General features: G+C 66.9%; 28 protein-coding genes. 14 read left to right on the forward strand and 14 right to left on the reverse strand.

The window, feature by feature from the left end; translation table 11 throughout:
• Positions 1-122 precede the first annotated feature (122 nt).
• Positions 123-1,298, reverse strand: coding sequence for a GAF domain-containing sensor histidine kinase (locus ACZ9YD_RS09545; protein WP_465074934.1), 1,176 nt, complete (start codon positions 1,296-1,298; stop codon positions 123-125).
• On the opposite strand from ACZ9YD_RS09545, the gene ACZ9YD_RS09550 reads away from it, so the two are divergent.
• From ACZ9YD_RS09550 to ACZ9YD_RS09560, 3 genes are all read left to right on the forward strand, one after another.
• Positions 1,297-2,643 (forward strand): GAF domain-containing protein, encoded by a 1,347-nt coding sequence (locus ACZ9YD_RS09550; protein ID WP_465074935.1) that lies wholly within the window; start codon positions 1,297-1,299, stop codon positions 2,641-2,643. The two genes, ACZ9YD_RS09545 and ACZ9YD_RS09550, sit on opposite strands and share 2 nt — an antisense overlap.
• A gap of 107 nt (positions 2,644-2,750) precedes the next feature.
• Entirely contained in the window at positions 2,751-2,990 is a 240-nt protein-coding gene (locus ACZ9YD_RS09555) for a hypothetical protein (protein ID WP_465074936.1), read from the forward strand.
• 73 nt (positions 2,991-3,063) lie between these two features.
• Complete coding sequence (locus tag ACZ9YD_RS09560) at positions 3,064-4,257, forward strand: GAF domain-containing protein (RefSeq protein ID WP_465074937.1); 1,194 nt, start codon at positions 3,064-3,066, stop codon at positions 4,255-4,257.
• A gap of 9 nt (positions 4,258-4,266) precedes the next feature.
• Here ACZ9YD_RS09560 and ACZ9YD_RS09565 read toward each other — a convergent pair whose 3' ends face one another.
• From ACZ9YD_RS09565 to ACZ9YD_RS09575, 3 genes are read right to left on the reverse strand one after another with little or no spacing between them, the layout of a single operon-like run.
• Positions 4,267-4,623 carry a low molecular weight protein tyrosine phosphatase family protein gene (locus tag ACZ9YD_RS09565; protein WP_465074938.1) on the reverse strand — a complete coding sequence of 119 codons (357 nt, stop codon included), beginning with the start codon at positions 4,621-4,623 and terminating at the stop codon, positions 4,267-4,269.
• Entirely contained in the window at positions 4,620-5,459 is an 840-nt protein-coding gene (locus ACZ9YD_RS09570) for a polysaccharide deacetylase family protein (RefSeq protein WP_465074939.1), read from the reverse strand. The genes ACZ9YD_RS09565 and ACZ9YD_RS09570 overlap by 4 nt, the downstream gene beginning before the upstream one ends.
• Complete coding sequence (locus ACZ9YD_RS09575; RefSeq protein WP_465074940.1) at positions 5,456-5,923, reverse strand: hypothetical protein; 468 nt, start codon at positions 5,921-5,923, stop codon at positions 5,456-5,458. The genes ACZ9YD_RS09570 and ACZ9YD_RS09575 overlap by 4 nt, the downstream gene beginning before the upstream one ends.
• A 563-nt stretch (positions 5,924-6,486) precedes the next feature.
• Between ACZ9YD_RS09575 and ACZ9YD_RS09580 the strand changes: the two genes are divergently transcribed.
• Positions 6,487-6,720, forward strand: a complete 234-nt coding sequence (locus tag ACZ9YD_RS09580; protein WP_465074941.1) for a hypothetical protein — start codon at positions 6,487-6,489, stop codon at positions 6,718-6,720.
• 252 nt (positions 6,721-6,972) lie between these two features.
• On the forward strand, positions 6,973-7,776 hold the full coding sequence (locus ACZ9YD_RS09585; RefSeq protein WP_465074942.1) for an EAL domain-containing protein: 804 nt from the start codon (positions 6,973-6,975) through the stop codon (positions 7,774-7,776).
• Here the strand turns inward: ACZ9YD_RS09585 and ACZ9YD_RS09590 are convergent.
• On the reverse strand, positions 7,749-8,027 hold the full coding sequence (locus tag ACZ9YD_RS09590) for a hypothetical protein (RefSeq protein ID WP_465074944.1): 279 nt from the start codon (positions 8,025-8,027) through the stop codon (positions 7,749-7,751). The two genes, ACZ9YD_RS09585 and ACZ9YD_RS09590, sit on opposite strands and share 28 nt — an antisense overlap.
• Positions 8,028-8,209: 182 nt before the next feature.
• Between ACZ9YD_RS09590 and ACZ9YD_RS09595 the strand changes: the two genes are divergently transcribed.
• Both ACZ9YD_RS09595 and ACZ9YD_RS09600 read left to right on the forward strand, forming a co-directional pair.
• Positions 8,210-9,235: a sensor histidine kinase gene (locus ACZ9YD_RS09595; protein WP_465074945.1), complete on the forward strand. Its 1,026-nt coding sequence runs from the start codon at positions 8,210-8,212 to the stop codon at positions 9,233-9,235.
• On the forward strand, positions 9,232-9,630 hold the full coding sequence (locus ACZ9YD_RS09600; protein WP_465074946.1) for a response regulator: 399 nt from the start codon (positions 9,232-9,234) through the stop codon (positions 9,628-9,630). The genes ACZ9YD_RS09595 and ACZ9YD_RS09600 overlap by 4 nt, the downstream gene beginning before the upstream one ends.
• 171 nt (positions 9,631-9,801) lie before the next feature.
• Here ACZ9YD_RS09600 and ACZ9YD_RS09605 read toward each other — a convergent pair whose 3' ends face one another.
• The 3 genes from ACZ9YD_RS09605 to ACZ9YD_RS09615 all read right to left on the reverse strand — a co-directional run bounded on the left by ACZ9YD_RS09605 (position 9,802) and on the right by ACZ9YD_RS09615 (position 11,687).
• Positions 9,802-9,945: a hypothetical protein gene (locus tag ACZ9YD_RS09605; RefSeq protein WP_465074947.1), complete on the reverse strand. Its 144-nt coding sequence runs from the start codon at positions 9,943-9,945 to the stop codon at positions 9,802-9,804.
• Positions 9,946-10,047: 102 nt separating this feature from the next.
• Positions 10,048-11,112: an SDR family oxidoreductase gene (locus tag ACZ9YD_RS09610; protein ID WP_465074948.1), complete on the reverse strand. Its 1,065-nt coding sequence runs from the start codon at positions 11,110-11,112 to the stop codon at positions 10,048-10,050.
• A gap of 206 nt (positions 11,113-11,318) precedes the next feature.
• The gene (locus ACZ9YD_RS09615) at positions 11,319-11,687 is read right to left on the reverse strand and encodes a TraR/DksA family transcriptional regulator (RefSeq protein ID WP_465074949.1); all 369 of its coding nucleotides are present in this window, start codon (positions 11,685-11,687) and stop codon (positions 11,319-11,321) included.
• Positions 11,688-12,230: 543 nt separating this feature from the next.
• Here ACZ9YD_RS09615 and ACZ9YD_RS09620 point away from each other — a divergent pair.
• The 3 genes from ACZ9YD_RS09620 (at position 12,231) to ACZ9YD_RS09630 (ending at position 13,570) form a co-directional block, all read left to right on the forward strand.
• On the forward strand, positions 12,231-12,440 hold the full coding sequence (locus tag ACZ9YD_RS09620) for a cold-shock protein (protein WP_134674212.1): 210 nt from the start codon (positions 12,231-12,233) through the stop codon (positions 12,438-12,440).
• A 165-nt stretch (positions 12,441-12,605) separates the two neighbouring features.
• Entirely contained in the window at positions 12,606-13,319 is a 714-nt protein-coding gene (locus tag ACZ9YD_RS09625; protein ID WP_465074950.1) for a pseudouridine synthase, read from the forward strand.
• Positions 13,319-13,570, forward strand: coding sequence for a hypothetical protein (locus tag ACZ9YD_RS09630; protein WP_465074951.1), 252 nt, complete (start codon positions 13,319-13,321; stop codon positions 13,568-13,570). The genes ACZ9YD_RS09625 and ACZ9YD_RS09630 overlap by 1 nt, the downstream gene beginning before the upstream one ends.
• A gap of 40 nt (positions 13,571-13,610) precedes the next feature.
• On the opposite strand, the gene ACZ9YD_RS09635 is transcribed toward ACZ9YD_RS09630, so the two are convergent.
• Positions 13,611-14,288, reverse strand: coding sequence for a hypothetical protein (locus ACZ9YD_RS09635; RefSeq protein ID WP_465074952.1), 678 nt, complete (start codon positions 14,286-14,288; stop codon positions 13,611-13,613).
• A 46-nt stretch (positions 14,289-14,334) separates the two neighbouring features.
• On the opposite strand from ACZ9YD_RS09635, the gene ACZ9YD_RS09640 reads away from it, so the two are divergent.
• The gene (locus tag ACZ9YD_RS09640) at positions 14,335-15,096 is read left to right on the forward strand and encodes a nuclear transport factor 2 family protein (RefSeq protein WP_465074953.1); all 762 of its coding nucleotides are present in this window, start codon (positions 14,335-14,337) and stop codon (positions 15,094-15,096) included.
• A gap of 25 nt (positions 15,097-15,121) precedes the next feature.
• Here the strand turns inward: ACZ9YD_RS09640 and ACZ9YD_RS09645 are convergent, their stop codons facing one another.
• The gene (locus ACZ9YD_RS09645) at positions 15,122-15,430 is read right to left on the reverse strand and encodes a hypothetical protein (RefSeq protein ID WP_465074954.1); all 309 of its coding nucleotides are present in this window, start codon (positions 15,428-15,430) and stop codon (positions 15,122-15,124) included.
• 285 nt (positions 15,431-15,715) lie between these two features.
• Between ACZ9YD_RS09645 and ACZ9YD_RS09650 the strand changes: the two genes are divergently transcribed.
• The 3 genes from ACZ9YD_RS09650 (at position 15,716) to ACZ9YD_RS09660 (ending at position 17,492) form a co-directional block, all read left to right on the forward strand.
• Positions 15,716-16,084 carry a response regulator gene (locus tag ACZ9YD_RS09650; RefSeq protein ID WP_465074955.1) on the forward strand — a complete coding sequence of 123 codons (369 nt, stop codon included), beginning with the start codon at positions 15,716-15,718 and terminating at the stop codon, positions 16,082-16,084.
• Positions 16,085-16,122: 38 nt separating this feature from the next.
• Positions 16,123-16,980, forward strand: coding sequence for a chemotaxis protein CheX (locus ACZ9YD_RS09655; RefSeq protein ID WP_465074956.1), 858 nt, complete (start codon positions 16,123-16,125; stop codon positions 16,978-16,980).
• A 323-nt stretch (positions 16,981-17,303) separates the two neighbouring features.
• Positions 17,304-17,492: a hypothetical protein gene (locus tag ACZ9YD_RS09660; RefSeq protein WP_465074957.1), complete on the forward strand. Its 189-nt coding sequence runs from the start codon at positions 17,304-17,306 to the stop codon at positions 17,490-17,492.
• 235 nt (positions 17,493-17,727) lie between these two features.
• On the opposite strand, the gene ACZ9YD_RS09665 is transcribed toward ACZ9YD_RS09660, so the two are convergent.
• From ACZ9YD_RS09665 to ACZ9YD_RS09680, 4 genes are all read right to left on the reverse strand, one after another.
• Positions 17,728-18,093 carry a hypothetical protein gene (locus tag ACZ9YD_RS09665; RefSeq protein ID WP_465074958.1) on the reverse strand — a complete coding sequence of 122 codons (366 nt, stop codon included), beginning with the start codon at positions 18,091-18,093 and terminating at the stop codon, positions 17,728-17,730.
• Positions 18,094-18,219: 126 nt separating this feature from the next.
• The gene (locus ACZ9YD_RS09670) at positions 18,220-18,612 is read right to left on the reverse strand and encodes a VOC family protein (protein WP_465074959.1); all 393 of its coding nucleotides are present in this window, start codon (positions 18,610-18,612) and stop codon (positions 18,220-18,222) included.
• A gap of 230 nt (positions 18,613-18,842) precedes the next feature.
• Positions 18,843-19,283 carry a BON domain-containing protein gene (locus ACZ9YD_RS09675; protein WP_465074960.1) on the reverse strand — a complete coding sequence of 147 codons (441 nt, stop codon included), beginning with the start codon at positions 19,281-19,283 and terminating at the stop codon, positions 18,843-18,845.
• Between the two features lie 417 nt (positions 19,284-19,700).
• Positions 19,701-20,699: a sulfite exporter TauE/SafE family protein gene (locus ACZ9YD_RS09680; RefSeq protein ID WP_465074961.1), complete on the reverse strand. Its 999-nt coding sequence runs from the start codon at positions 20,697-20,699 to the stop codon at positions 19,701-19,703.
• Positions 20,700-20,812: the final 113 nt, after the last annotated feature.

Here is a 20,812-nt window from a genome sequence, read left to right on the forward strand (position 1 = left end):
CGCGCCACTCTACCGGTGCAACCGCGTGTGCCCCAGACGCAGCGCAGCATCCGCGCCGTCACACTTCGAACGCCGCACGGACGTAGGGCGATCAGGCTGTTAACGAATGACCAGCGAACGCCTCAGCCCTTCGGCAGCGACACCGACACACGCGTGCCTTCGCCCAGGGCGGACTGCACGTCGATGCGCGCGCCCAGCACATCTGCGGCCTGCCGGACGATCCACAGGCCGATGCCGAGACCTTCGGATGCAGCGTCGGCCTGGCGGAATGCGGTGAAGTAATCCTCGACGCGGGTGGCGTCCATGCCGATGCCGGTGTCGGCGACGACGATTTCGATGGCGTCTTCGCCGTCACTGCACTCGACGGCAACGCGACCGCCTTCGGGCGTGTACTTGATCGCGTTCGCGACGAGGTTGCCGAGCAGGGTTTCGAGCAAACCCGCGTTGGTGCTGGCGAGACACGGCGCCGGATCGACCACCAGTTCGATGTGCTTGCGTCGCGCTGCACGCGTCCACACCCGGCCCACTTCGCCCAGCACCGGCGCCAGATCCGTGGGGCGCAGTTCCGGCGCGGCGGCACCGCCCTTGCCGGTGGCGCCCGCGATCATGTCGCCGAACTTCTGGTTGATGTACGCGAGGTCCTGCTCCGCGCTTTCCAGTCGCGCGTCGCGTTCTGCGCCGTCCGCGGCGCGCGCCTTCGTCAACGCGTACAGCGCTGCGCGCAGCGGTCCCTTGAGATCGTGGCCGGCCGTCGCGAGCACGCGCGCCCGGTGCTGGTTCAGCGCTTGCGCTTCCACCAGCATGCGTCGCAGCTCCATCTGCGCCATCACCTGCCGCGCGAGTGCCTGCAGCGTGTCGATCTGCACCTGCGTGAGTTCGCGCGGCACGGTATCGAGCACGCACACCGTGCCGAGCGGCAGGCCGTCCGGCGTCTTCAGCAGCGCACCGGCGTAGAAGCGCAGGCTCGGATCGCCGGTCACCAGCGGATTGCTGGAAAAGCGCGCATCCGTCGTGGTGTTCGGTACTTCGAGGAAATCGTGCTCGAGGATCGCGTGGGCGCAGATCGATGCATCGATCGGCGTCTCGCGCACGCCCATGCCGAGTTCCGACTTGAACCACTGCCGGTCGACATCGACAAGGCTGATGATCGACATCGGCGTGCCGCAGATGGCCGCAGCGATCCGGGTGATGTCGTCGAACACCGTCTCGGCGGGCGTATCGAGCATGCCGTAGCTGCGCAGCGCGGACAGGCGCCGGGACTCGGCGTGGGCGGGCAACTTCGCGGCGGCCTGATGCATGGTGCACTCCGAGGGGGGCTGCGGATTCTGCCACGTCCGGCGAAAGAGCCTGTGGTATCGATGCCTTCGCGGCCACCCAACGTCGCCGCGCGCGATGGGAGTCCGCTTTCTTCGGCAGGACGCGGCTCAGTCATTCCGCGTGGAATCCGCATGCCTGTCGCCCGTTCCGAGACCTGCCGTGCGTTGCCGAAACGGGCGGCCCGCCGATGGCACGCTTCTCGCCACGTACCAAAGCGGCGCGATCGAGATCGTCGTCGACGCCGCGCCCACGGAGGTCACCGAATGCAACTGCTCACGGTGCCGCTGCTGTGGCGTGGTGTGGGCCTGTTTCGAGGCCGACCAGCTCAGCCTGCCCGATCCCGGGCTGACCAGAGCCTCCGCGTGTAACGGACGTCACGTCTACTCCCACCGCAGCCAGGGCTGCGACTGCGTGACCCACTGGATGCCGCGGGCAATTGGCAGGACCCGGCCGTGGCGACGTTCTCGGCTGGATTTCGGCATCGCAAATGCGTTCCGCTGCGACTGCACGACATCCGAGCCGACGCTGCCGGGCATTTCTTGCCCCGCCTGTATGCGCCCCGCGCAGGGCCGCGTGATGCCCTACGCTAGGGACATGACGCAGACCACACTCACCCAACTCGATGGTCTGGTCGCCGAGGGTCGTCTTCGCAACGCGCTCGAGACCCTCAACCTGCTCTCCGACTGCCGGTTCACTGCGTTGTTCCGCTTCAGTGACGCGGACCTGCGCAACCTCGTGCTCATCGACCGCCTGGATGCCTACGCGCCGGCGCTGCAGCCGGTGCCGATCGACCAGACCTACTGTGCGTTCGTGCAGCAGTCGCGCGAAGCCTTCCTGGTCACCGACGCCGCATGCGATCTGCGCCTGGAAGAGCATCCCAAGCGCCCGGACGTCCGGACCTATGTCGGCTTTCCGGTGTCGGCCGGCGATACGGTGTTCGGCACCGTCTGCCATTTCGATTACGACGTGGTCGAGGTCGCGCCCGACATCGTCACCCTGACCCGGGCATTCGCCGCATCGTTCGAACCGCACGGCGCCATGGCCGGCCTGCAGCGTGCCCTCGACCGCAGGCTCGAGTCGCTGCGCCTGATGAGCCACGAGATCCTGCTGGCGTCCGACACCCGCAGCGATGCACTCGAAGCCTTCGAGGAGTACGCGCAACCGCTCCGCCAGGAAGCCGACCGCCTACTCGACCGCGTCTCCGCCGTCGCGTTCCACGCCAACGTCGACGCGCTCGCCGCGAGTTTTCTCTCGCTGGCGGAGCGGGCGGTCACACCGCCGATGCCCCTGGCTGGCGGCGCGCTGGACCTGCAACCCGCCGTCTAAGTGACGCGGCTGCGGAATCAGCCGTCCGTGATCGACACCTGCATCGCGGATGTGAGGGCTCCTGCACTGGCTTGCTGCTAGGTTCCCCCATTGACCGGGAGAACATCTTGACCACTCGCGACACCGCGACTGCGGTGCTGGAAGACCTGGACGGCGAGCTGGTCCGCATGTCCGGCACGGGGGCGTCGCAACTTTCGCGCCTGGCGGCCTTCGCAAACGTTGCCGACGCCCTGCAGTTCATGGTGGTGCCGGTGGACCGACCATGGTTCCTCGACACGCTGCAGATGCTTGTCGATCGCCACCATCTGCCGGTCGCGACCCTGGACGAAATGCGCGCTGCCCATTGATCGACGGCTGGCAAAGCGCATGTACCCTCACATAGGATTCACGCCAGAGCAGCAGTCGCCCGAGGAGGGCGTCGTGGCCACTGGCGATCGTTTCTTCAGCCAATCGGGCAATCTCGCCGACCTCGCGGTCGCCTCGGTGACCGATACCTCGCTGCTGCACGCGTTCGACGATCTGCTCGCAGGACTCAAGCGCAGTCTCGGCGTCGCCTACGCACAGCTCACCTTCGATCCGCAGGTCTCCGCCTGGTTTGCGCTCGAGCGCGCGCCCGAGGCGATTCCCGAACGCCACGACGGCCCTGATCTGACCGTGGTCTGCCGCCAGGTCATCGAACACAGCACAGCGATCGAAGTCGCGGATCTCGCAGCCCACCCCGTCTTCGCCAGAGAGCCGTTCGTGCGTGAGGCCGGTTACCGTTTCTACAGCGGCCTGCCGCTGCTGTCGGATTCCGGCCGCGCACTCGGCGCGCTGTGCGTGCTCGACAGCCGCCCCCGCGTGCTTACCGATACCGAACGCGCATTCCTGCATGGCGCCGTGCGCCAGGCCAGCATCCAGCTCGAACTGCGTCGCGCACTGGAAAGCGCGCGCCGCGCCAACCGCTATCGCTCGCGCCTCAACGTGCTGGCCACGCGCGGCTTCCGCGGGCCACTGACCACGATCACCACCGTGCTCGGCGAGCTGGCGAGCTTCACGCACTCCGACGAAGAGAAAGAGTTGCTTGCGCTGGCGCTCGATGCAGCGCGTACGCTGGAGACTGATTTCCGCCAGGTCGCCGAAGCCACTGCGGAAGAAGCCGACCAGGACCTGCAACCCAGCGCGCAGGTGCCGCTGTCGGGCGTGTTCAACGATCTCGCGCATTCGATGTCACTGCCGATGCGCGTACACGGCACCCGGCTTGAAGTCGACGCGACCGATGTCGTGCTGCGCACCAACGCGCCGTTGTTGCTACGCGCCCTGTGCAGCCTCGTGCGCGTGGCGCTGGAGCGACACGCGACCCTCGTCTGCGTGCAGTGCACGCACGATGCCGATGGCCTGCAGTTGTCGGTGCGCGCGCGCGGCGGCGGCAATCGCAGCGGCATGAACGACCGCGACGCGCGCGGCGTTGCCGAGGATCTCGCTGGCCTCAATCCCAACGGCTCGCTCGGGCTCGGCACCAGCATCGCCAAGCGCAGCTGCGACGTGCTGGGCTATCAACTCCTTGTTGAAACCGCGCTCGACATCGGCAGCGACTACATCATCCGGATCCCTGCTGCGCAGATCGTGCGCTGACGGGACGCGTCAGTCCTCGTGCTTCGGTGCACGACGTCCGCGCGGCAGATGCGCCGGCACCTTCGCTTCGAGCAGGCGCACCAGCGCCGGCTCCATGAAATCGAAATCGTCGGGAATCTCCAGAGAGATCACCCGCGCATGCCGCAGATGCGGCCGGAACCGCTCGCTCAGACGCGTGCGATGCACGCGTTCCATGACGAAGATCGTGTCGGCCCATGCCAGCAGTTCCGGCGTCACCGGCGCTTCGGCGTCCGGGCTCAGGCCGGCCGATGCGGTCTCGACGCCGGGCCAATCCGCGAACACCTGTTCGGCGGTCGGGCTGCGCAGCCGGTTGCGACTGCAGACGAACAGGATGTGTCGGGTCAAGGGGTGTCCAGTACGCGGTGGGAGGGCGCGCTGGCCGGCGTCTGCCGATCGCGCACCCACGTCATGATCTCGCGGAAGGTCGCGGTCCAGTAACGGTCGCGGTGCACGGCGAGATGATCGAGCAGTTGCGCATGCGCTTCGCTCGACACGGCGAGATGCTCGGCGCCGATGCCATGGAAGGTGAGGTTCACCATCGTGCCGCGGCGCGCAGCGTCTTCGACCAGTGCGATCAATGCGTCGCCATCGAGACCGACCGGCGCCTCCACCGGCACCGCATGCGCGTCGAGGGTGTGCATGTCGGGCACCACGGCGCTGCCCATCACCTTGATACCCACGAACTCCGTCGCAAGTCCCGCGATGTAGTCGCCATCGCGCGCCTGCGTGTCGCCGCAGGGCACGGTGAACGTCCGCGTGGTGGCGCCGTCGATCGCCTGCAGGATCGTCGACGCAAGCCGGACCTGTTCCTGCATCTGCACGGCGGTCATCGCATCGAGATCATCCTGCGGCATTACCCACGTGCGCCCCGGCTTCGACGCCGCGCACTGGTGGAACAGGCTGTGGTTGCCCAGTTCATGCCCGCTGCGCGCCACCGCTCGCCAGTCCTGCATGCGCGTGCGCACCGTGTCGGCCGACAGCGTGAGATAGAAGCTGCCTTTCAATCCATGACGATCGAGCGCGGGAATCGCGGTGTCCAACTGCGAGTCGAGTGCATCGTCATAGGACAGGCTCACGGCGGCGCGCTGGCCATCGGGCCATGCGAATGCGGCCGGCTGCGTCGCCGCCGCCGGGCACGACAACACTGCACACAGCAGTGCGGCCGCGCGGCCGCGCGTCATGGCGCTGGATCCGCGCGCATGAAGTTGGTCACGTAGATGGCCGACCCGCCCTGGCCCGTCATGCCCATGCGCTGATCGACGAAGGCGCTGCGGAACCAGTCCTGTCCGTACATCACCCCGAGCAGGCGCTGCCAGTTCGCATGCGCGGCCTCGGTCCCCAGGCCGGGCTGCGCGACGGCCGCGAGTTCGCAGACATTCGCACTGCAGCGTGGCGGCATCACTTCGAGGCCGTCATAGCCGCCGCCGTGCGTGCGCAGGAACGCCACCAGTTGTGCCTCGGCGGCATCGGACCACGCCGCATCGCGACCTTCGTTTTCCAGCAGCGTGTAGAGGTCGTCCAGATCGCTGTCGCGCAGACGCATGCCGGTGATGGCGTCAGCGGCGCGGCGCATGTTGGCCTCCGACATCGGCAGCGGACCGGCGCCTGAAGACGGCGGCGCGACGCGTCCGCGTGTCTCGGCCATCGAAGTGCCAGCACTGTGAGCAGGCGTGGCAACGGCGCTCGGTCCGGACACCGCACCGGTCGTACCGCCCACGGACGGTGATGGACGCCGTGCGCTTTCCGCAGCAGCCGTGTTCTGGAACGCGGTCTCGGCAGACGGCACCGCGCCGGTTGCGTCAGCACGTCCGGTGTCTGCATACGGGCCCCGAAGTGCCGCGTAACAGAGCAGCGCGCCCGCCATCGCCGAAAGCACACAGCACAACAGAATGTTGACAGGCTTCATCCGGAGCTCCCTGCGGGACATGTGCGCGCAGGGTAGTCCGGTCGCGGGTGCGATGCATGCTGCAGCGGCGTCAGGCCCTCCCGTCTCAGAGCAGGATCGTCGATACCGGCCGCAATGCGACTACGGAGTGTGATCTCGGGTCGAATCGACGCCGCTTCAGGCCAGCGCCTGGCAGCTGGCGCTGTTGGCCTCTGTCTGGCGCATCGCGACCGCCACCGCTGTATGCGCTGGCGGCGCTGTCGCCATGACGCACCGTGCACGCGCCCGCTCTACAGTTGCGCAACCCGACCGACGCCCAGCCCATGACGATCAACGACGCCACGACTGCCGCGCTGCACGACCTCGATGTCAGCCTGTGCACCTACGGCGACTCCGAGAGCGACCGCCTGAAGAAGATCGCCGCGCTTGCCAACATGGCGGTACGCCTGCGTGAGAATGCGCCGCCGGACGAGCGCGATTGGATCAACCAGGCCCTCCACGCGCTGGCGATCAAGCACAGCGTTCCGGACGAATGCGTGCTGCCCCAGCCGGGCTGATCGGTCACGCGCCGCGCCGGGTGCGGGCGGATTGGAAGGACGGACCGTTCGAAACGAAGGACGCCACGGCCGTCCATGGTGTCGAGTCGCATTGCGTGGCCGCCAAACGGCAGATCCGCTATCGGTGAAGTGGCTGTCTCCTGACGTTGGCGGGTAAAGTGCGCCACCGCGCACACCCGCCCGCGGGCGGGCCGTAGGATGTCAGCGGCCCGCGGTGCACCGGCATGCGGAACTTCCCCATTGGGACCTCGCATGTATCTGGAAAAATTCTTCGGCGCTGCGCCTTCGCCACATCCCTGCAAGGGCTGCGGTAGCGACGATACGCTCGACTTTGAAGTGCGCATGGCCTTCCAGCCGATCGTGGACGCGCGCGACCGCTCGATCTTCGGCTATGAAGCGCTGGTCCGCACCGCGGACGGCGGTGGCGCGGCCGAGGTCATCGCGCGCGTCACGCCCGCCCAGCTGTACCGGTTCGACCAGACCTGCCGTGTCAAGGCCATCGAGACGGCTGCGCGCCTCGGTCTGCAGCAGCGGCTGTCGATCAACTTCTTTCCCAATGCGGTGTACGAACCGGCCACCTGCATCCGCCTGACGCTGAGCGCGGCGCAGACGTTCGGCTTTCCCACCGACAAGCTGATTTTCGAGACCGCGGAATCGGAACAAATTCGCGATCACGCGCACCTGACGCGCATTTTCTGTGACTACCGCAGCCGCGGATTCCTCACCGCCATCGACGATTTCGGCGCCGGCTATGCCGGACTGACGCTGCTCGCGGATTTCCAGCCCGATCTGCTCAAGCTCGACATCGCGCTGATCCGCAACGTGGATACCGACCCGGTGCGCACGGCGATCGTGCGCGGCATCGTGCAGATCGCCGAAGCCATCGGCTGCGCCGTGCTCGCGGAGGGCGTGGAGACCGAGGGCGAGTACCGCTGCCTGCGCGGTCTCGGCGTGCCGCTGTTTCAGGGTTATCTGTTCGGCCGGCCGCGACTGGAAGCGCTCGACATCGTGCCCGATGCCTTCTGGGATCAGATCGAACGACCGCTGGACATCTGAGCGTCTTCAGTCGGGCCCGGCAGCGACGCGTCTACGGGTACAGCGTCGCGCGTGGCGGCCACTTGGCGCGCGGCCTCGATCGCCGCGACTTCGGCCACCTGCGGTGTCTCAAAGTTGTCACCGGCCAGCACCGTCTCCACCGGAGCCGCCGCGCCCGCGGCGTACAACGCACCCGCCCCGGTCCAGCGACCCGGCTTGTCGGCCGTCGGCGTGACCGTAGCGGCGAGGGAATATCGGCCTTCTGTCTCCATGGGATGCGCTCGGCCGGTCTGACGGGCCTGCAGCGTACGCGTGAGTGATGCACAGGCGCCTTCACGATGGCCCGCGCCCGCGCCCGCCCCGGGGCGCATTAGTGTTCAGACTTCGGCGCGTCATGACGGAATGCGCACAAGCCCCGGTGCTAGATTCGGCCACCGTCGATCGAGCCCGTTCCGTGCAACTTGCCCAGCCGCGTGATCCCGCCACCTTGCGCGCCTATGAAGCGCTGCTGCAGGCCACGCCCGACCTTTTGTACGTCTTCGACCTGCAGCATCGTTTCGTCTACGCGAACGATGCGCTGTTGACGATGTGGGGCATGCGCTGGGAAGACGCCGCCGGCAAGACCTGCCTGGAGATGGGTTACGAGCCTTGGCACGCAGCGATGCACGACGCGGAAATCGAACGCGTCATCGCCACCCGCGCGCCCATCCGCGGCGATGTGCCGTTCAAGCATCACACCAAGGGTGTGCGCATCTACGACTACATTTTCACTCCGGTGCTCGGTGCCGACGGCGAAGTCGAAGCCATTGCCGGCAGCACCCGCGATGTCACCGATCGGCGCCTGCACGAGGAACACCTCGAGCTGCTGGTCAACGAGCTGAATCACCGGGTCAAGAACACACTGTCCACCGTGCAGTCGCTGGTGCGGCAGACGCTGGGCACCGCGAGCGATCTGGATGACGGTGGCGCACGCATCGAATCTCGACTGTTCGCGCTGTCGCGCGCACATGATGTACTGACGCGTGAGAACTGGCACAGCGCCGACATCCACGACATCGTCCGCGGCGCCATTGCGCCGTACGAGTCGGACGACGCTCCCCGTTTCGAAGCGTCCGGGCCCCCATGCCGAGTGAATCCACAGCGCGCGCTCGCACTGGCGATGGCGCTGCACGAGCTCGCCACCAATGCCGTGAAGTACGGCGCGCTGTCGCGAGACGGGGGCGCGGTGCACATCAGCTGGGATTGCACACACGCTGGCGAAGGCGCCGCCATGGAGTTCACCTGGCGCGAGTGCGGTGGTCCCGAAGTCCACATGCCGACGCGGCGCGGCTTCGGCTCTCGCTTGCTCGAACGTGGCCTGCGCAACGACCTGGGCGGCGAAGTCGAACTGGCCTACGCAGCGGAAGGCGTCGTGTTCAAAGCGACCGCGCCGCTGGAAACCGCTTCGCTGGATGCGCAGCTTGAACTGGAAACCCCATGATCGGGACCGAGTCCGCGATCCTCATCGTCGAGGACGAATCGATCCTGGCGATGCTGCTGGAGGATTTTCTCGACGATCTGGGCTACGCGCCGCCGGCCGTTGCATCGAACGTGGCGCAGGCGTTGCGGCTCCTCGATGCGCGTGACATCGACTTCGCGATCCTCGACATCAACCTGGGCGGCGAGCAGAGCTTCCCGATTGCCGATGCGCTCGATGCGCGCGGCATTCCCTATATTTTCATGACCGGCTACGGCGCAGCAGGGGTTCCCGAGCACCTGCGGGATCACTACATCCTGCAGAAGCCGTACGGCGCCGAAGCGTTGAAGAAGGCGCTGGCCAGCTGCGACCAGATGGCCGAAGCCGCGCGTGAGCGGAAGTCGAACGCGGGCGCCTGACGCCTGTGTGTCTCTCGCGGATCGACTGCGCGGAGGGTCTCCCAGGTCGCTTACTTAATATCTCGCACGACCCCGGCGCTGCGCGTCGCCGCCGGCATCAAGAGATTTCGGAGAGCACGGCGGCGGCCTGACAAGACACCTCATCGGTGCGAGCTGCAGGCGCTTCTGGACTCAGTGCCCGCCCTGCCGCTCTTCCGCCTGGTCGCCGGCCTCGTCGTTGGACAGCTTCGACGGCTTCTCGGCTTCAGGTTTCTGCGGCGGCGCCTTGTCCTGCTGCGACTTCTTCATGCTGTCCGGGGTCTGCGGAATGCTCATGGCGGATCTCGATGCAGTGGATGAGCGGATCACCCTGCGCCCGCGCGGATCAATCGACTGTGACGTGGATCAATCCGCGGCGACGCGCCGCGCATCGTCCGTTCAAGGAACCAAACGCTGCGCGCGCAACATCTTGAACAGGTCGAAGAACGCGTCGTCGCTGGACTGGTAGTCCAGGAATCCCATGCGCCGGCTCTTGGACATGTCGGTCACCACTTCCAGCGGCCGGCCCAGATCGGCATCGGTATGCCAGGGCGAGATCAGACGGTGGATGTCGGATTCGACCAGGCCATGCTCGGCCGCCAGTTGCGTCCAGGCTTCCCCATCCCCTGCCATCTGCTTTTCCAGCGGCTGTAACGTGCCGTCGAACGGCGCGGGTTCGAGGTCGAACCATTCGGCGATGCGGCCCCACATCCAGCGCCAGCGGAATACGTCGCCATTGACGACGTTGAACGCCTCGTCCGCAGCAGCTGGCGTAGTGGCGGCCCAAAGCAGGTGCTTCGCCAGCTGACGTGCATCGGTCATGTCGGTCAGCCCTTCCCACTGCGCGGTCGAACCGGGAAAGCGGAACGGCCGGCCCGTCGACTTGCACAGCGAGGCATACACGGCGAGCGTCGTGCCCATGTTCATCGCATTGCCGACCGCCGCGCCAATCACGGTATGCGGGCGATGCACGCTCCAGTGGAAGCCATCGCGCGCGGCAGCCGCAAAGACCTCGTCTTCCTGCGCGTAATAGAAATTCTCGACATCGAGCCGCGGCTGCGTTTCGCGGAACGGCGTCTGCGGCAACGCGCCTTGCGCATAGGCCTCGAACGGACCGAGGTAATGCTTCAAGCCGGTCACCAGCGCGACATGCCGCACCGAACCCGCCGGCTGCAGACCGTCGAGCAGATTGCGCACCATCGCCGCATTGACGCGGATGTTCTCGGCCTCGCTCGCCTGCCGCGACCAGGTCGTGATGAACACGTGGCTGGGCGCCAGACCCGCCAGTGCCGTGCGCGTGGCCTGCGCGTCGGACAGATCCGCGGCCACGCCCTGCACGCCCGCCGGCAAGACATCGGGCCGGCGCGCGAGACCGCTCACATTCCAACCCGCTGCCAGCAGCTGCTTCGCCAGCGCGCTGCCTACGATGCCGGTCGCGCCCACCACCAATGCCTGCTGTGTCATCTCATTGTCCTCGTGTGCATCTCGCCAACCCGCGCAGGCGGCTCGGCATTCAAAAAATGCGGGATGGTCAGTGCCCCAAGACCACGGGGCTCACGGCTGCCGAGGTGCCCAGGCACCGCACCGTCGAACGCGTCCAGACCTCGAAGCCGCTGCAGCGCACGAGCGCGCCGCGGCGTCAGCCGCCAACGCCATCAAACCGTCAGGTCTTACGCGCCGTCGTCTTCTTCGACCGTCCACAGACTTTCCGGCAATGCGTCGAGGCGGGCCTTGGGGATCGGCGCGCCGCTGCGATCGGACAGGCCGTAGGTGCCGTCTTCGATCTTCTGCAAAGCGCGGGTCACGGCCGCAAGGCGCGCGGCGTTGTGCTCGATCAACGCGGCATTGTTGTCGCGCAGGTTGGTCTTCTGCGCGTCGTCGCCCGAGCCGTGCGGTTCATCGATCGAATCCGCCTGCAACTCGGCTTCCTCAGCTGCGGACGCGCGGTTGTCGACGCCCAGTTCGTCGCGCAACGCCACCAGGCGAGCTTTCTGGGCGGCAATGTAGTCGGCTGATAACGCGGCGTTCTCGGAAGCCATGGGGAAGTCCGGTGGATGCAAAGTGAGCGCAGACCCTAGGACACACCGCGCTTGATGCGTGTGAGCACGCGCGGCCGCGCCAGGCAGCGGCGACCCGTCCCGACACCAGACGCTTTGAGCAAGGTCGCGCGGCGCGGTGCGCAGCGCGCCACCACCTCGGCGCGCTCAGCAGGTGTCCGCGTCCGCCGACGGCTTTTTGGCGCACCGGCAGCGTCGACAGGCCGGAATCGAGGACGGCCTGTCCTGCCTCAAACCCCGGATTTCCCCGTCACAGCGCCTCCCGGGCGCCTGTCCCGCCCCGAATCCTGCAATCGCGTGCTCACAGTTCACAGACAAATCGGAAAAGTGATGTAAGGTGCACCCACTGTTCAAAGCGGGATCACGGTACATCGTGGCTCCGATGCGGTTGATCACAGGTTCCAAGGCCGGCAACGGCCTATCCAGACGATCCGCTCCATCGCTTCGCGTTACCCCTTGCTCGATACAGTCCCGGCACCGCACTTGCGGGCCGTGCATCCAATAACTGATCCAAGGAGTAACACCATGTCTGATCGTCAGATCGGTACCGTCAAGTGGTTCAACGACGCCAAGGGCTTCGGCTTCATCACCCCGCAGAGCGGCGACGACCTGTTCGTCCACTTCCGTTCGATCCAGGGCAGCGGCTTCAAGTCGCTCCAGGAAGGCCAGAAGGTCTCGTTCAAGGTCGCGCAGGGCCAGAAGGGCCTGCAGGCTGAAGAAGTCCAGGCCGAGTAAGTTCTACTCGACCTGTGCCGCGTAAGCGGCGCCAAAGAACCCGGGCGGAAACGTCCGGGTTTTTTTGTGGCCGCTCGCCGGGCACCGCGAGCCTGCTTCGATGACCCCGGGCGCACGATCTGCCAGACTGCGTGCCCTTCGCGATCACTAGCACCGCACGCGCCCATGCGCCTGAACAAGCACATCAGCGACACCGGCGCCTGCTCGCGGCGCGAAGCCGACCGCCTCATCGGCGAAGGCCGGGTCACGGTCAACGGCATGCGCGCACGCGTGGGCGCGGAAGTGGGCGAAGGCGACACCGTCATGATCGACGGCCAGGCGCTGCTGCAGCGGACCACCGCGCCCGGCAAGCGGCGCCACGTGTACATCGCGCTGCACAAGCCGGTGGGCATCACCTGCACCACCGAAGCCGCGGTGAAAGGCAACATCGTCGACTTCGTCGACCATCGCGAACGCATCTTTCCGATCGGCCGGCTCGACAAGGATTCAGAAGGCCTGATCCTGCTGACCAGCAACGGCGACATCGTCAACGCGATCCTGCGCGCCGAGAACAAGCTGGAGAAGGAATACCTAGTCACCGTGAACCATGCGGTGAGCCAGGAGGTCCTGCGCGGCATGTCGCGCGGCGTGCCGATCCACGGCCAGACCACCCTGCCTTGCCGCACCAGCCCGCTGGGCAAGTTCGGCTTCCGCATCATCCTGGTCCAGGGCCTCAACCGGCAGATCCGCCTGATGGCCGCGCACTTCAAATTGCGCGTGAAACAGCTGATCCGCGTGCGCATCGGCCCGGTCAAGCTGGCGCATCTCAAGCCCGGCCAGTGGCGCAACCTCACCGACGCCGAACTGCGCGGCCTGCTGCCCGGCCAGGCGGAATTCTGATGCGCGACGATCTGACCATCGCCGTCGGCGAGCTCTACCAGGCCATCCGCCACGAACACTGGAAGGGCAAGACCTACCGCCAGTTCTGGACGTGGTTCAACGACCGCTGTATCGAGCTCGTCGGCATGGCGGACACGGCCGATCTCGATGCACTCGGTGTGGCGCTGTTCGATGTGCGCGATGCAATCGAGGCCAGCGGCTACATGGTGGGCTCGGACCGGCTGGACGAGACGATCGACGCGGAGATGTGAGCCTCGCCGGCTGCTCGACGTCGGCGCTCGGCTGACGCGATCAGCGCGCCGACGGCTTCGGCGGCCGCGGCATGTGGATCACATGCGGGCGGAAGTTGAGCGCGGTGCCGGGCATCGCGTCGGTCAGCACGAACACGACCGGAACGCCCGGGTCCGCCTCTCGCACCACGTCGGCGCTGAAGCCATGCGATCGCAAGATGGCCGCCGCGTCTTCCGCCTGCTTGAGCGGATCGTCGGCGACGAGGCCGATGGCCGATGTCGCGCCGCGCAGCCTGCGCGTCACGCCGGGCGCGGACCAGTTGATGATCGTGCCGTCGAACAGGATCGAACGCAGCACGCCGTCCGTGTCGACGCGGAAGCGTTCCCGCAGCCCGTTGCGCGCCAACACGTCGACGATCGCCGCCTTGGCCTCCGGCGAAGCGGCCGCGAAGATTCGTGAGCCGCCGTCGGGAAACGGCAATGGATTGCGGCCATTCGCCAGCAGCCAGGTCCAGATCGCGAGTGCGACGAACGCAATGATGCCGATCGCCACCAGCCATTTCGGAACGAACATCGGTGTGCCCCCTGCGCTGAATCGCAACACGTCTGTCCGACGAACGGATTTTCTGCGTCCGAGCGGCCAGACGGCCATGCCTGCCGAAGCCGCCCGCCCATGCGCAGGCCGCGACTGCACGCGGCACGCCATCCGGCAGGGTGCCTTCCGGCTGACGCGACGCATGCATCGCTTCGTTACCGTGAGGTCCGTCCGCACTCTGGCTCCGCACATGCGCATCACCCGACTCGCCGTTGCATCCGCATTGCTGATCGCGTGCGCCGCGGCGACTGCGCAGACGCCGGATGCCGAACGCGAGGTGCGCGCCGCCGATGCCGCGTTCTGGCAGGCCTACAACGCTTGCGACATGACGGCGATCGGCGCGCTGCTCACCGAGGACGTCGAGTTCTATCACGACACAACAGGACGCACGACGTCGCGCACGGACGTCGTCGACTCGTTGCGCAACGGTCCCTGCGCGACGCCCGACCTGCGGCTGCGTCGCGAGGTCATCGACGACAGTCTCGTCTTCCATCCACTGGCTGACGGCTACGCCATCCTGTCAGGCCGCCATCGTTTCCACGTGCGCACGGGAGATGCGCCGGAGCGACTGGACGGGCAAGCAGAATTCACCAATCTCTGGCAATTCCATGACGGCCACTGGCAGATGCACCGCGTACTGAGCTACGCGCATGGCCCGGTGCCGTACACGCCACCGCAGGCGATCCAGCTGCCGGCTTCGGCACTGGCTGCCTGTGCCGGGCGCTATCGTTCGGCGCGCATTGGCGAGATCCTGATCGCCGTCGAAGGCGATCACCTCACGCTGACCGCCGGCACCTTCAGCACAGTGCTCTATCCGGAATCCGCGCATCGTTTTTTCGCGATGGAACGGGATCTGCGCTTCGAGTTCGACACGGCCAGCGCGCATTCCCCGGGCGCGATGGCCGTGTACGAGAACGGCGCATTGACCGAGCGCGCCACGCGGGACCACTGAGCGCTTCCCGGTCCACGCGGCTCGCTTACGCGACCAGCGGCGGCTCGACCGGCGGTCGCTCGCCCGGCAACGGCTGGGCACTTCCGGCTTCGTTCTCGCGCTTCTCGATGATCTCGCTGGCCAGCTTGTCGGCCGCCACCCGGTGCTGCAGCGACTTGCACAGGGCAATGCCCGCATGGGTCAGACGCATGCCATCTGCGTCGTCCTCGACGAGCGCGCTCTCGACCAACCGCCGCGTCATCTCGGTTTCCACCTGGATCGCATCGCTGCCCTGACTGATCTGCTGCAGGACGTCGAGAAGCGCCAGGTCTTCCAGGGGAATCGGGTCGATCATGTGCGTGGCCGCGGGTGGGAGGGCGGCAGTATGCGCCCGCTCCATCCGAAAAAAAGCGGATGTCCGGCACAACGTCCGGCATCGAGGCTCCCACCCCGGCAGCCCCCGCGGAGCGGATCCCGCGCCGGGAGCGGACAGCCACGGAATGGGCTGGCGAGGCCGTCCATGCGGGCTGGCGGGGCCTTGATGCCGCAACGCACCTGCGATTTCTTTCAAGCATCGCGTTCTCCGGCCGCTAACGCCAACAGGCCCGCGGACAACCCACCCCTCGACCAGGAGACTCTGATGACCGTACGACCCACCGTACTGCTGTGCGACGACTCGCGCGCCTTGCGCATGCTCGCTGCCGGGCAACTGGACGCCGCAGGATTCGATGTCGTGGGCGAAGCCGGCAACGGCCTCGAGGCGGTCAGCCAGTACCAGACGCTGCGCCCGGACCTGGTGCTGCTGGACCTGGTCATGCCCCAGAGCGATGGACGCGAGGCACTGGCCCGCATCCTCGAACTGGATCCCCAGGCCCGCGTGGTGATCCTCAGCTCGCTGGGCGCGCAGAGCGACATCGAACAGTGCCTGCGCCTGGGGGCGCGCTCCTACCTACAGAAGCCCATCGACCCCGAGGCGATGGAACGCGTCCTCCACCAGGTCCTCGCCTGACCGGCGAGCGCTTCGACTTTTTGCATAAAGGGCACACGATGGCAGCGAAATTCCTGGGCCAGTTCCTGCTGGAACGCGGCGTCATCACCGCGCCGCAGCTGTTGGCGGCGATCGAGGCGCAGCGCGCGTCCAACCCACTGCTGGGCGAGCTGGCCGTACGCAAAGGCTGGCTCGACGAAGCACAGGCCCGGCGCATCCAGCAGCGCCAGCGCGTCGAAGACCGCCGCTTCGGCGATATCGCGCTGGAGATGGGCGCATTGGACCAGGACCGGCTCGATGCCCTGCTCGAAGCCCAGAAGACCGGTCGCAAGCTGCTAGGCCAGGTGTTGCTGGAACAGGGCGCGATCGACGCGGCGCGCCTGCAGTCGGAAATCGCCCTGCACCGCGCCGATCAGGAACACGCCAAGCACGCGCTCGAAAGCGCGCTCGCCAGTCATGCATTGCGCGACCTCGCCAACAGCGCGATCGACCTGTGCGGGCGCCTGTTTCCGCGCATGCTGGCCAGCCAGTGCCTGCCCGCCGAAGTACTGTCGCCGGCCGATCTCGACCTCTGGCCCCATGTGGCCCACGTACGCGTGGAAGGCCGCCACGCGTTTGGCATCGGCCTGGCGAGCGACCTGCCCGCCGCCCGCGCACTCGCCTGCGCCCTGCTCGGCATCACACCCGACGAGTGCGACGACGCGCTGGCCCTCGACGCACTGGGCGAAATGGTCAACGTGCTGATGGGATATCTCGTGCGCGACGTGATGACCGACGACGACGCCGTCTACCGCGCACTGCCGCCCGATGCGACGGTGCCGGCGGCCACGCTGGCCGCAGACCGCACGCGCAGCCTGGCGATCGGCATGGGCTCGCAGCTGGGCGCCTTCGTACTGCTGGTGGATCGGCCTGCCTGATCCCGACGTCCGGATGCTTCGCGCATCCGCAGGACGAACATCGCTACGTCGTTCGACGCCGCGCGCACCGGCCGATTCGCGCCCCGCAACGGGCGTCCGTCCGTTGCGCGTGCGTCGCGCGGCAGCCGGCTGATGCGGCCCACGAGGCGCCGGTGCATCGATGGCGCACAAGGCGAGCACCGCCCGCCTCGATCGCGCACGCTCCACGAACAGGAGCGTCGCGCCGCGATCGGCCTCGCTGTTACGATCCAGTCTGCGTTACTGCCTTCGCGTCGAGTCCGCATCCCACAACCGACACCGCTGCTCACACGGAGATGGAGGTCGTGAACGTCTTGAACTCAATCGATTCCACCTGGGCCATCATCGCCGTCGTACCACTGATGGCGCTCGTGTTCGGCCTGGTCTACCAGCACGGGAAACCGCCCGCGAGAACGCTGCGCTTCTGGGGGCTGCTGGGCGTCGTGACGCTTGTCGTAACCCTGCTCGTCGCCAAGGCAATCCTCGCGTCTTGAGCCGCGCGTCGGACGCGTCTTCGCTGATCGTGAAACTTCGCACGCAGGTGCATGACATCCAGGACCGACGCTTTCGCACCCCGCGCCGAATACGCCGCTCTACTGAGCGGGCACGCCAGGCGCGCCAGACAAGCGCGCCACTGCATCCGCGATAGCGCAAGGCGGTGAACCCGTCACGGTGCGCCCGCCCCCGAGCCCGGACGCGCGAAACACGTGAACCTGGCACCCTGATTTGCTACGGCGCAGCGCGCTTCGCGTTCCAGTTGAACAGGAACTTGCGGTGCTCGGCCCAGGTCTGGCCGCTGGCGACATCGCCCGCCAGACACACCGCCGTGTGATACGGGCCGGCGCCGTCCGTCGTGCGGAAACTCGCGCACAGGCGACCGCGATCCCGCTTCCAGCGCCCGGCCTCCATCGCGCTCCCGTAAAAGCTGCCGCTCACCGTCCCATCGGCCGCCAGCGACAACTGCATCGGCTGCGTATAGACCTCGCCCGGCGAACTGGACAGGTCGACGACCCAAGCGCCGTCCAGACCGCTGTCGTCGGCCAGTACCGGCGTCGAGATCAGGCACACGAGTATCCACGGCAGGCATCGGCGCATCGCAGTCTCCTCGGGGTGCAGCGCCGCGCAGGCGCCGGCGATGTCGGCATCCTACGCCCGCGCCCGCATCGGCCGTCCCGTGCCGGCCTCCGCCACGCCCACCCGACACCGGATGCTGGCCGATGCCTATTTCGGCCGATGGATGGCGCACAGCTTGTTGCCGTCGGGATCGCGCACATAGGCGAGGTACAACGTGCCCATCGGTGCTTCGCGCAGACCCGGCGGCTGCTCGATCGACAGGCCACCCGCCGCCACCGCGACATCGTGGAACTGCTGCACCTGTTCGGGCGACGCACACTTGAATCCGATGGTCGCGCCGTTGCCGGGCGTCGCCGGCGCATCGTCGATCGGCTCGCTGACGCAGAACGTGTGGCCGTCATGGCGGTAGAACAGCCGCTTGTGCCCGGACGCTGCCTGGTTCTCCACCGGCGCGCCCGCGCCGAGCACGGCCAGTAGCGTGTTGTAGAACTGCTTCGAACGCGCGATGTCGTTCGAACCAACCATGACGTGGTTGAGCATGTGCTGTCTCCTGCGTGGACTGAAAAGTGCTTGGAGTATGCCGGGGGGTGAGGCGTGCAATCGCCGGCGACTCCGAAGGTCCGGCGGCCTGGACGCGCTGTTGCCATCGCGTGCGCGAGGCCCCCAAAAAAAAAGATGCCGCACACCCGAGGGTGCGCGGCACTTCGTTGACTGACTCGAACCCGCGATGCGCTGCGGGTGGGCGCGTCGCCCGCCCGCAGCGGCGCGAATTACTTGACCGTGGTGAGGTTGGTGGTCACGACATCGGTCACGCCTTCGATCTCGCGCGCGATACGCGTAGCCTCGGTGACCTGCGTGGCCTGCTCGACCTGGCCGGTCAGCGTCACGACGCCATTGACGGTTTCGACATCAATCTTGAGGCCGGCGACGTCAGAGTCTGCCAGCAGCGAGGACTTCACCTTCGTGGTGATCCAGGTGTCGCTGCCCGGCTGCTCGGAATCCATACCGTCGTTCATGCCGTTGTTCATACCGGTCGCGGGCGTGGTGTCGGCCGGCGTGGTGACGGGCGGCGGCGTCTGCACGGCCGGCTCGCTGGCCGGGGTCATGGCGGCCTGGTCTTCGGCGGTGCGGTCATTCGAGCAACCGACGGCAAGCGCCAGCACGGAGGACATGGCGATGGCGAGCGGGATACGGGCGATATTGGAAGTCATCTGAAACTCCAGCGTCTGGGGGTGTGGCGCAGAGTGTCGACCGTGCGATGCGTGGTGCGCGTGACGGAACGTCCTGAATATCGAAAGCCACGTTTAGGTTCGTGACATGCCCGCGAAGGACAGCGCGGTGTGGCATGACCGCTCCAAGTCGATCACGGCGGAAGATTCGGGAAGACTGGCATCTGACAACGCTGCACCCTCGGCCGTGCGGACAACATTCCTTCGTACCGCAAGCCGGAACGCGTGGTGATCGCGGGCATGGCCGATTCCATATCGAATGCGACCGCCGGGCACCCGCTGGCGGGCGTAATGGGATCCGGCATTCTCAGGCGGGTTCTGACGGGCACTCCGATCAAGTGAATCCGGCACCATTCGCGCGTCGGCGCGAAACGTCAACCTGGCACGCTCGGGCCGTCCTTACGGCAGTGGCAGGGCGGCCTGCCGGCGGCGATGCTCGCCCACCATGCCCATCACTTTTGCGAACAGCACCAGCAGCACGACGGTGAAGCCAAGCGACCACGCGGTCTTCTCCCATGTGGGTCGCACGAGGTTGAAGTACGCAAGCTGGCCCAGATTGAGCACGACGATGCCGCGGAGCATCCATTCGTGCGAAATTCGACGCAGCACCGCACTGCCCAGCGGCGCCATGATCAGCACGACGGGTGCGGCGCACAGCCAGGTCTGAACCTGGAACGCGGAGATTTCCCCCTGCACGAGTCCGCGCCAGGCATAGCCAAGCACACTCAGGCTGGCCATCAGCATGATGCTCATCTCCGTGGCGCGTTTTTCCTTCAGCGCAAACCGCGTGACCAGCAGCGTGTAGAGCAGGATGTCGGCGCCGGTGCCGAACAGGCTGGCGCACAGGCCGCCCAGCAGCAGCACCACGACGGTGACCGCATGATCGCGTCCCGTCGCGCCCGCCACCGCCTCGGTGTAACCGCGATGCGGGCTGCGCAGATAGACCAGTGCGAACGCGGCGATCAGGCTCAGGAACAGCGCCTGGATCACCGGTACGCGCACGCCCTGCAGCGTCGCCATGCCGAGAACGAAACCGAGGAAGGCCACCGGCACCCACCACAACAGCGGCCGGAAGTCGGCCAGGCGCGACTCCTTGCGCGACAGGATCAGCAGACTGGCGCTGGTCATCCCGATGGACTGCACCATCAGACTGAAATCGCGCGCCAGCACGCGGTCCACGCTCAGGAAGATGTTGAGTACCGGGAACGCGACGGCGCCCCCGCCCTCCGGCGTCGCGCCGGCGACGAACGCGCCCACCACCATCGTGGCCGGGTAATACCAGTGCGCCGCCAGAAACGGAAGGCTGCTGTAGATATGGAACAGCGCCAGCAGCGTGGCACCGGCCACGCATAGCCACAGCGGAAAGAGCAAGCGTCGACGCGGCAGCAGCGACCACACGGGCGGCATTCGAGAACGTGGCATCGATATCGAGCAGTCAGGAGGCGATACGCCGATTGTCCGCAATTCCCCGGGCAGATGGCACAGGCCGCATTGCCTGCACTTCACCGGAG

This window comes from Luteimonas sp. AC640a (assembly GCF_979256585.1).

Coding starts and splice junctions, on each gene's coding strand:
- ACZ9YD_RS09550 (WP_465074935.1), top strand. CDS start 1,297: ATGGTGCACTCCGAGGGGGGCTGCGGATTCTGCCACGTCCGGCGAAAG.
- ACZ9YD_RS09545 (WP_465074934.1), bottom strand. CDS start 1,298: ATGCATCAGGCCGCCGCGAAGTTGCCCGCCCACGCCGAGTCCCGGCGC.
- ACZ9YD_RS09570 (WP_465074939.1), bottom strand. CDS start 5,459: ATGACGCGCGGCCGCGCGGCCGCACTGCTGTGTGCAGTGTTGTCGTGC.
- ACZ9YD_RS09575 (WP_465074940.1), bottom strand. CDS start 5,923: ATGGCCGAGACACGCGGACGCGTCGCGCCGCCGTCTTCAGGCGCCGGT.
- ACZ9YD_RS09580 (WP_465074941.1), top strand. CDS start 6,487: ATGACGATCAACGACGCCACGACTGCCGCGCTGCACGACCTCGATGTC.
- ACZ9YD_RS09585 (WP_465074942.1), top strand. CDS start 6,973: ATGTATCTGGAAAAATTCTTCGGCGCTGCGCCTTCGCCACATCCCTGC.
- ACZ9YD_RS09590 (WP_465074944.1), bottom strand. CDS start 8,027: ATGGAGACAGAAGGCCGATATTCCCTCGCCGCTACGGTCACGCCGACG.
- ACZ9YD_RS09600 (WP_465074946.1), top strand. CDS start 9,232: ATGATCGGGACCGAGTCCGCGATCCTCATCGTCGAGGACGAATCGATC.
- ACZ9YD_RS09605 (WP_465074947.1), bottom strand. CDS start 9,945: ATGAGCATTCCGCAGACCCCGGACAGCATGAAGAAGTCGCAGCAGGAC.
- ACZ9YD_RS09610 (WP_465074948.1), bottom strand. CDS start 11,112: ATGACACAGCAGGCATTGGTGGTGGGCGCGACCGGCATCGTAGGCAGC.
- ACZ9YD_RS09615 (WP_465074949.1), bottom strand. CDS start 11,687: ATGGCTTCCGAGAACGCCGCGTTATCAGCCGACTACATTGCCGCCCAG.
- ACZ9YD_RS09620 (WP_134674212.1), top strand. CDS start 12,231: ATGTCTGATCGTCAGATCGGTACCGTCAAGTGGTTCAACGACGCCAAG.
- ACZ9YD_RS09625 (WP_465074950.1), top strand. CDS start 12,606: ATGCGCCTGAACAAGCACATCAGCGACACCGGCGCCTGCTCGCGGCGC.
- ACZ9YD_RS09630 (WP_465074951.1), top strand. CDS start 13,319: ATGCGCGACGATCTGACCATCGCCGTCGGCGAGCTCTACCAGGCCATC.
- ACZ9YD_RS09635 (WP_465074952.1), bottom strand. CDS start 14,288: ATGCGTCGCGTCAGCCGGAAGGCACCCTGCCGGATGGCGTGCCGCGTG.
- ACZ9YD_RS09640 (WP_465074953.1), top strand. CDS start 14,335: ATGCGCATCACCCGACTCGCCGTTGCATCCGCATTGCTGATCGCGTGC.
- ACZ9YD_RS09645 (WP_465074954.1), bottom strand. CDS start 15,430: ATGATCGACCCGATTCCCCTGGAAGACCTGGCGCTTCTCGACGTCCTG.
- ACZ9YD_RS09650 (WP_465074955.1), top strand. CDS start 15,716: ATGACCGTACGACCCACCGTACTGCTGTGCGACGACTCGCGCGCCTTG.
- ACZ9YD_RS09655 (WP_465074956.1), top strand. CDS start 16,123: ATGGCAGCGAAATTCCTGGGCCAGTTCCTGCTGGAACGCGGCGTCATC.
- ACZ9YD_RS09665 (WP_465074958.1), bottom strand. CDS start 18,093: ATGCGCCGATGCCTGCCGTGGATACTCGTGTGCCTGATCTCGACGCCG.
- ACZ9YD_RS09670 (WP_465074959.1), bottom strand. CDS start 18,612: ATGCTCAACCACGTCATGGTTGGTTCGAACGACATCGCGCGTTCGAAG.
- ACZ9YD_RS09675 (WP_465074960.1), bottom strand. CDS start 19,283: ATGACTTCCAATATCGCCCGTATCCCGCTCGCCATCGCCATGTCCTCC.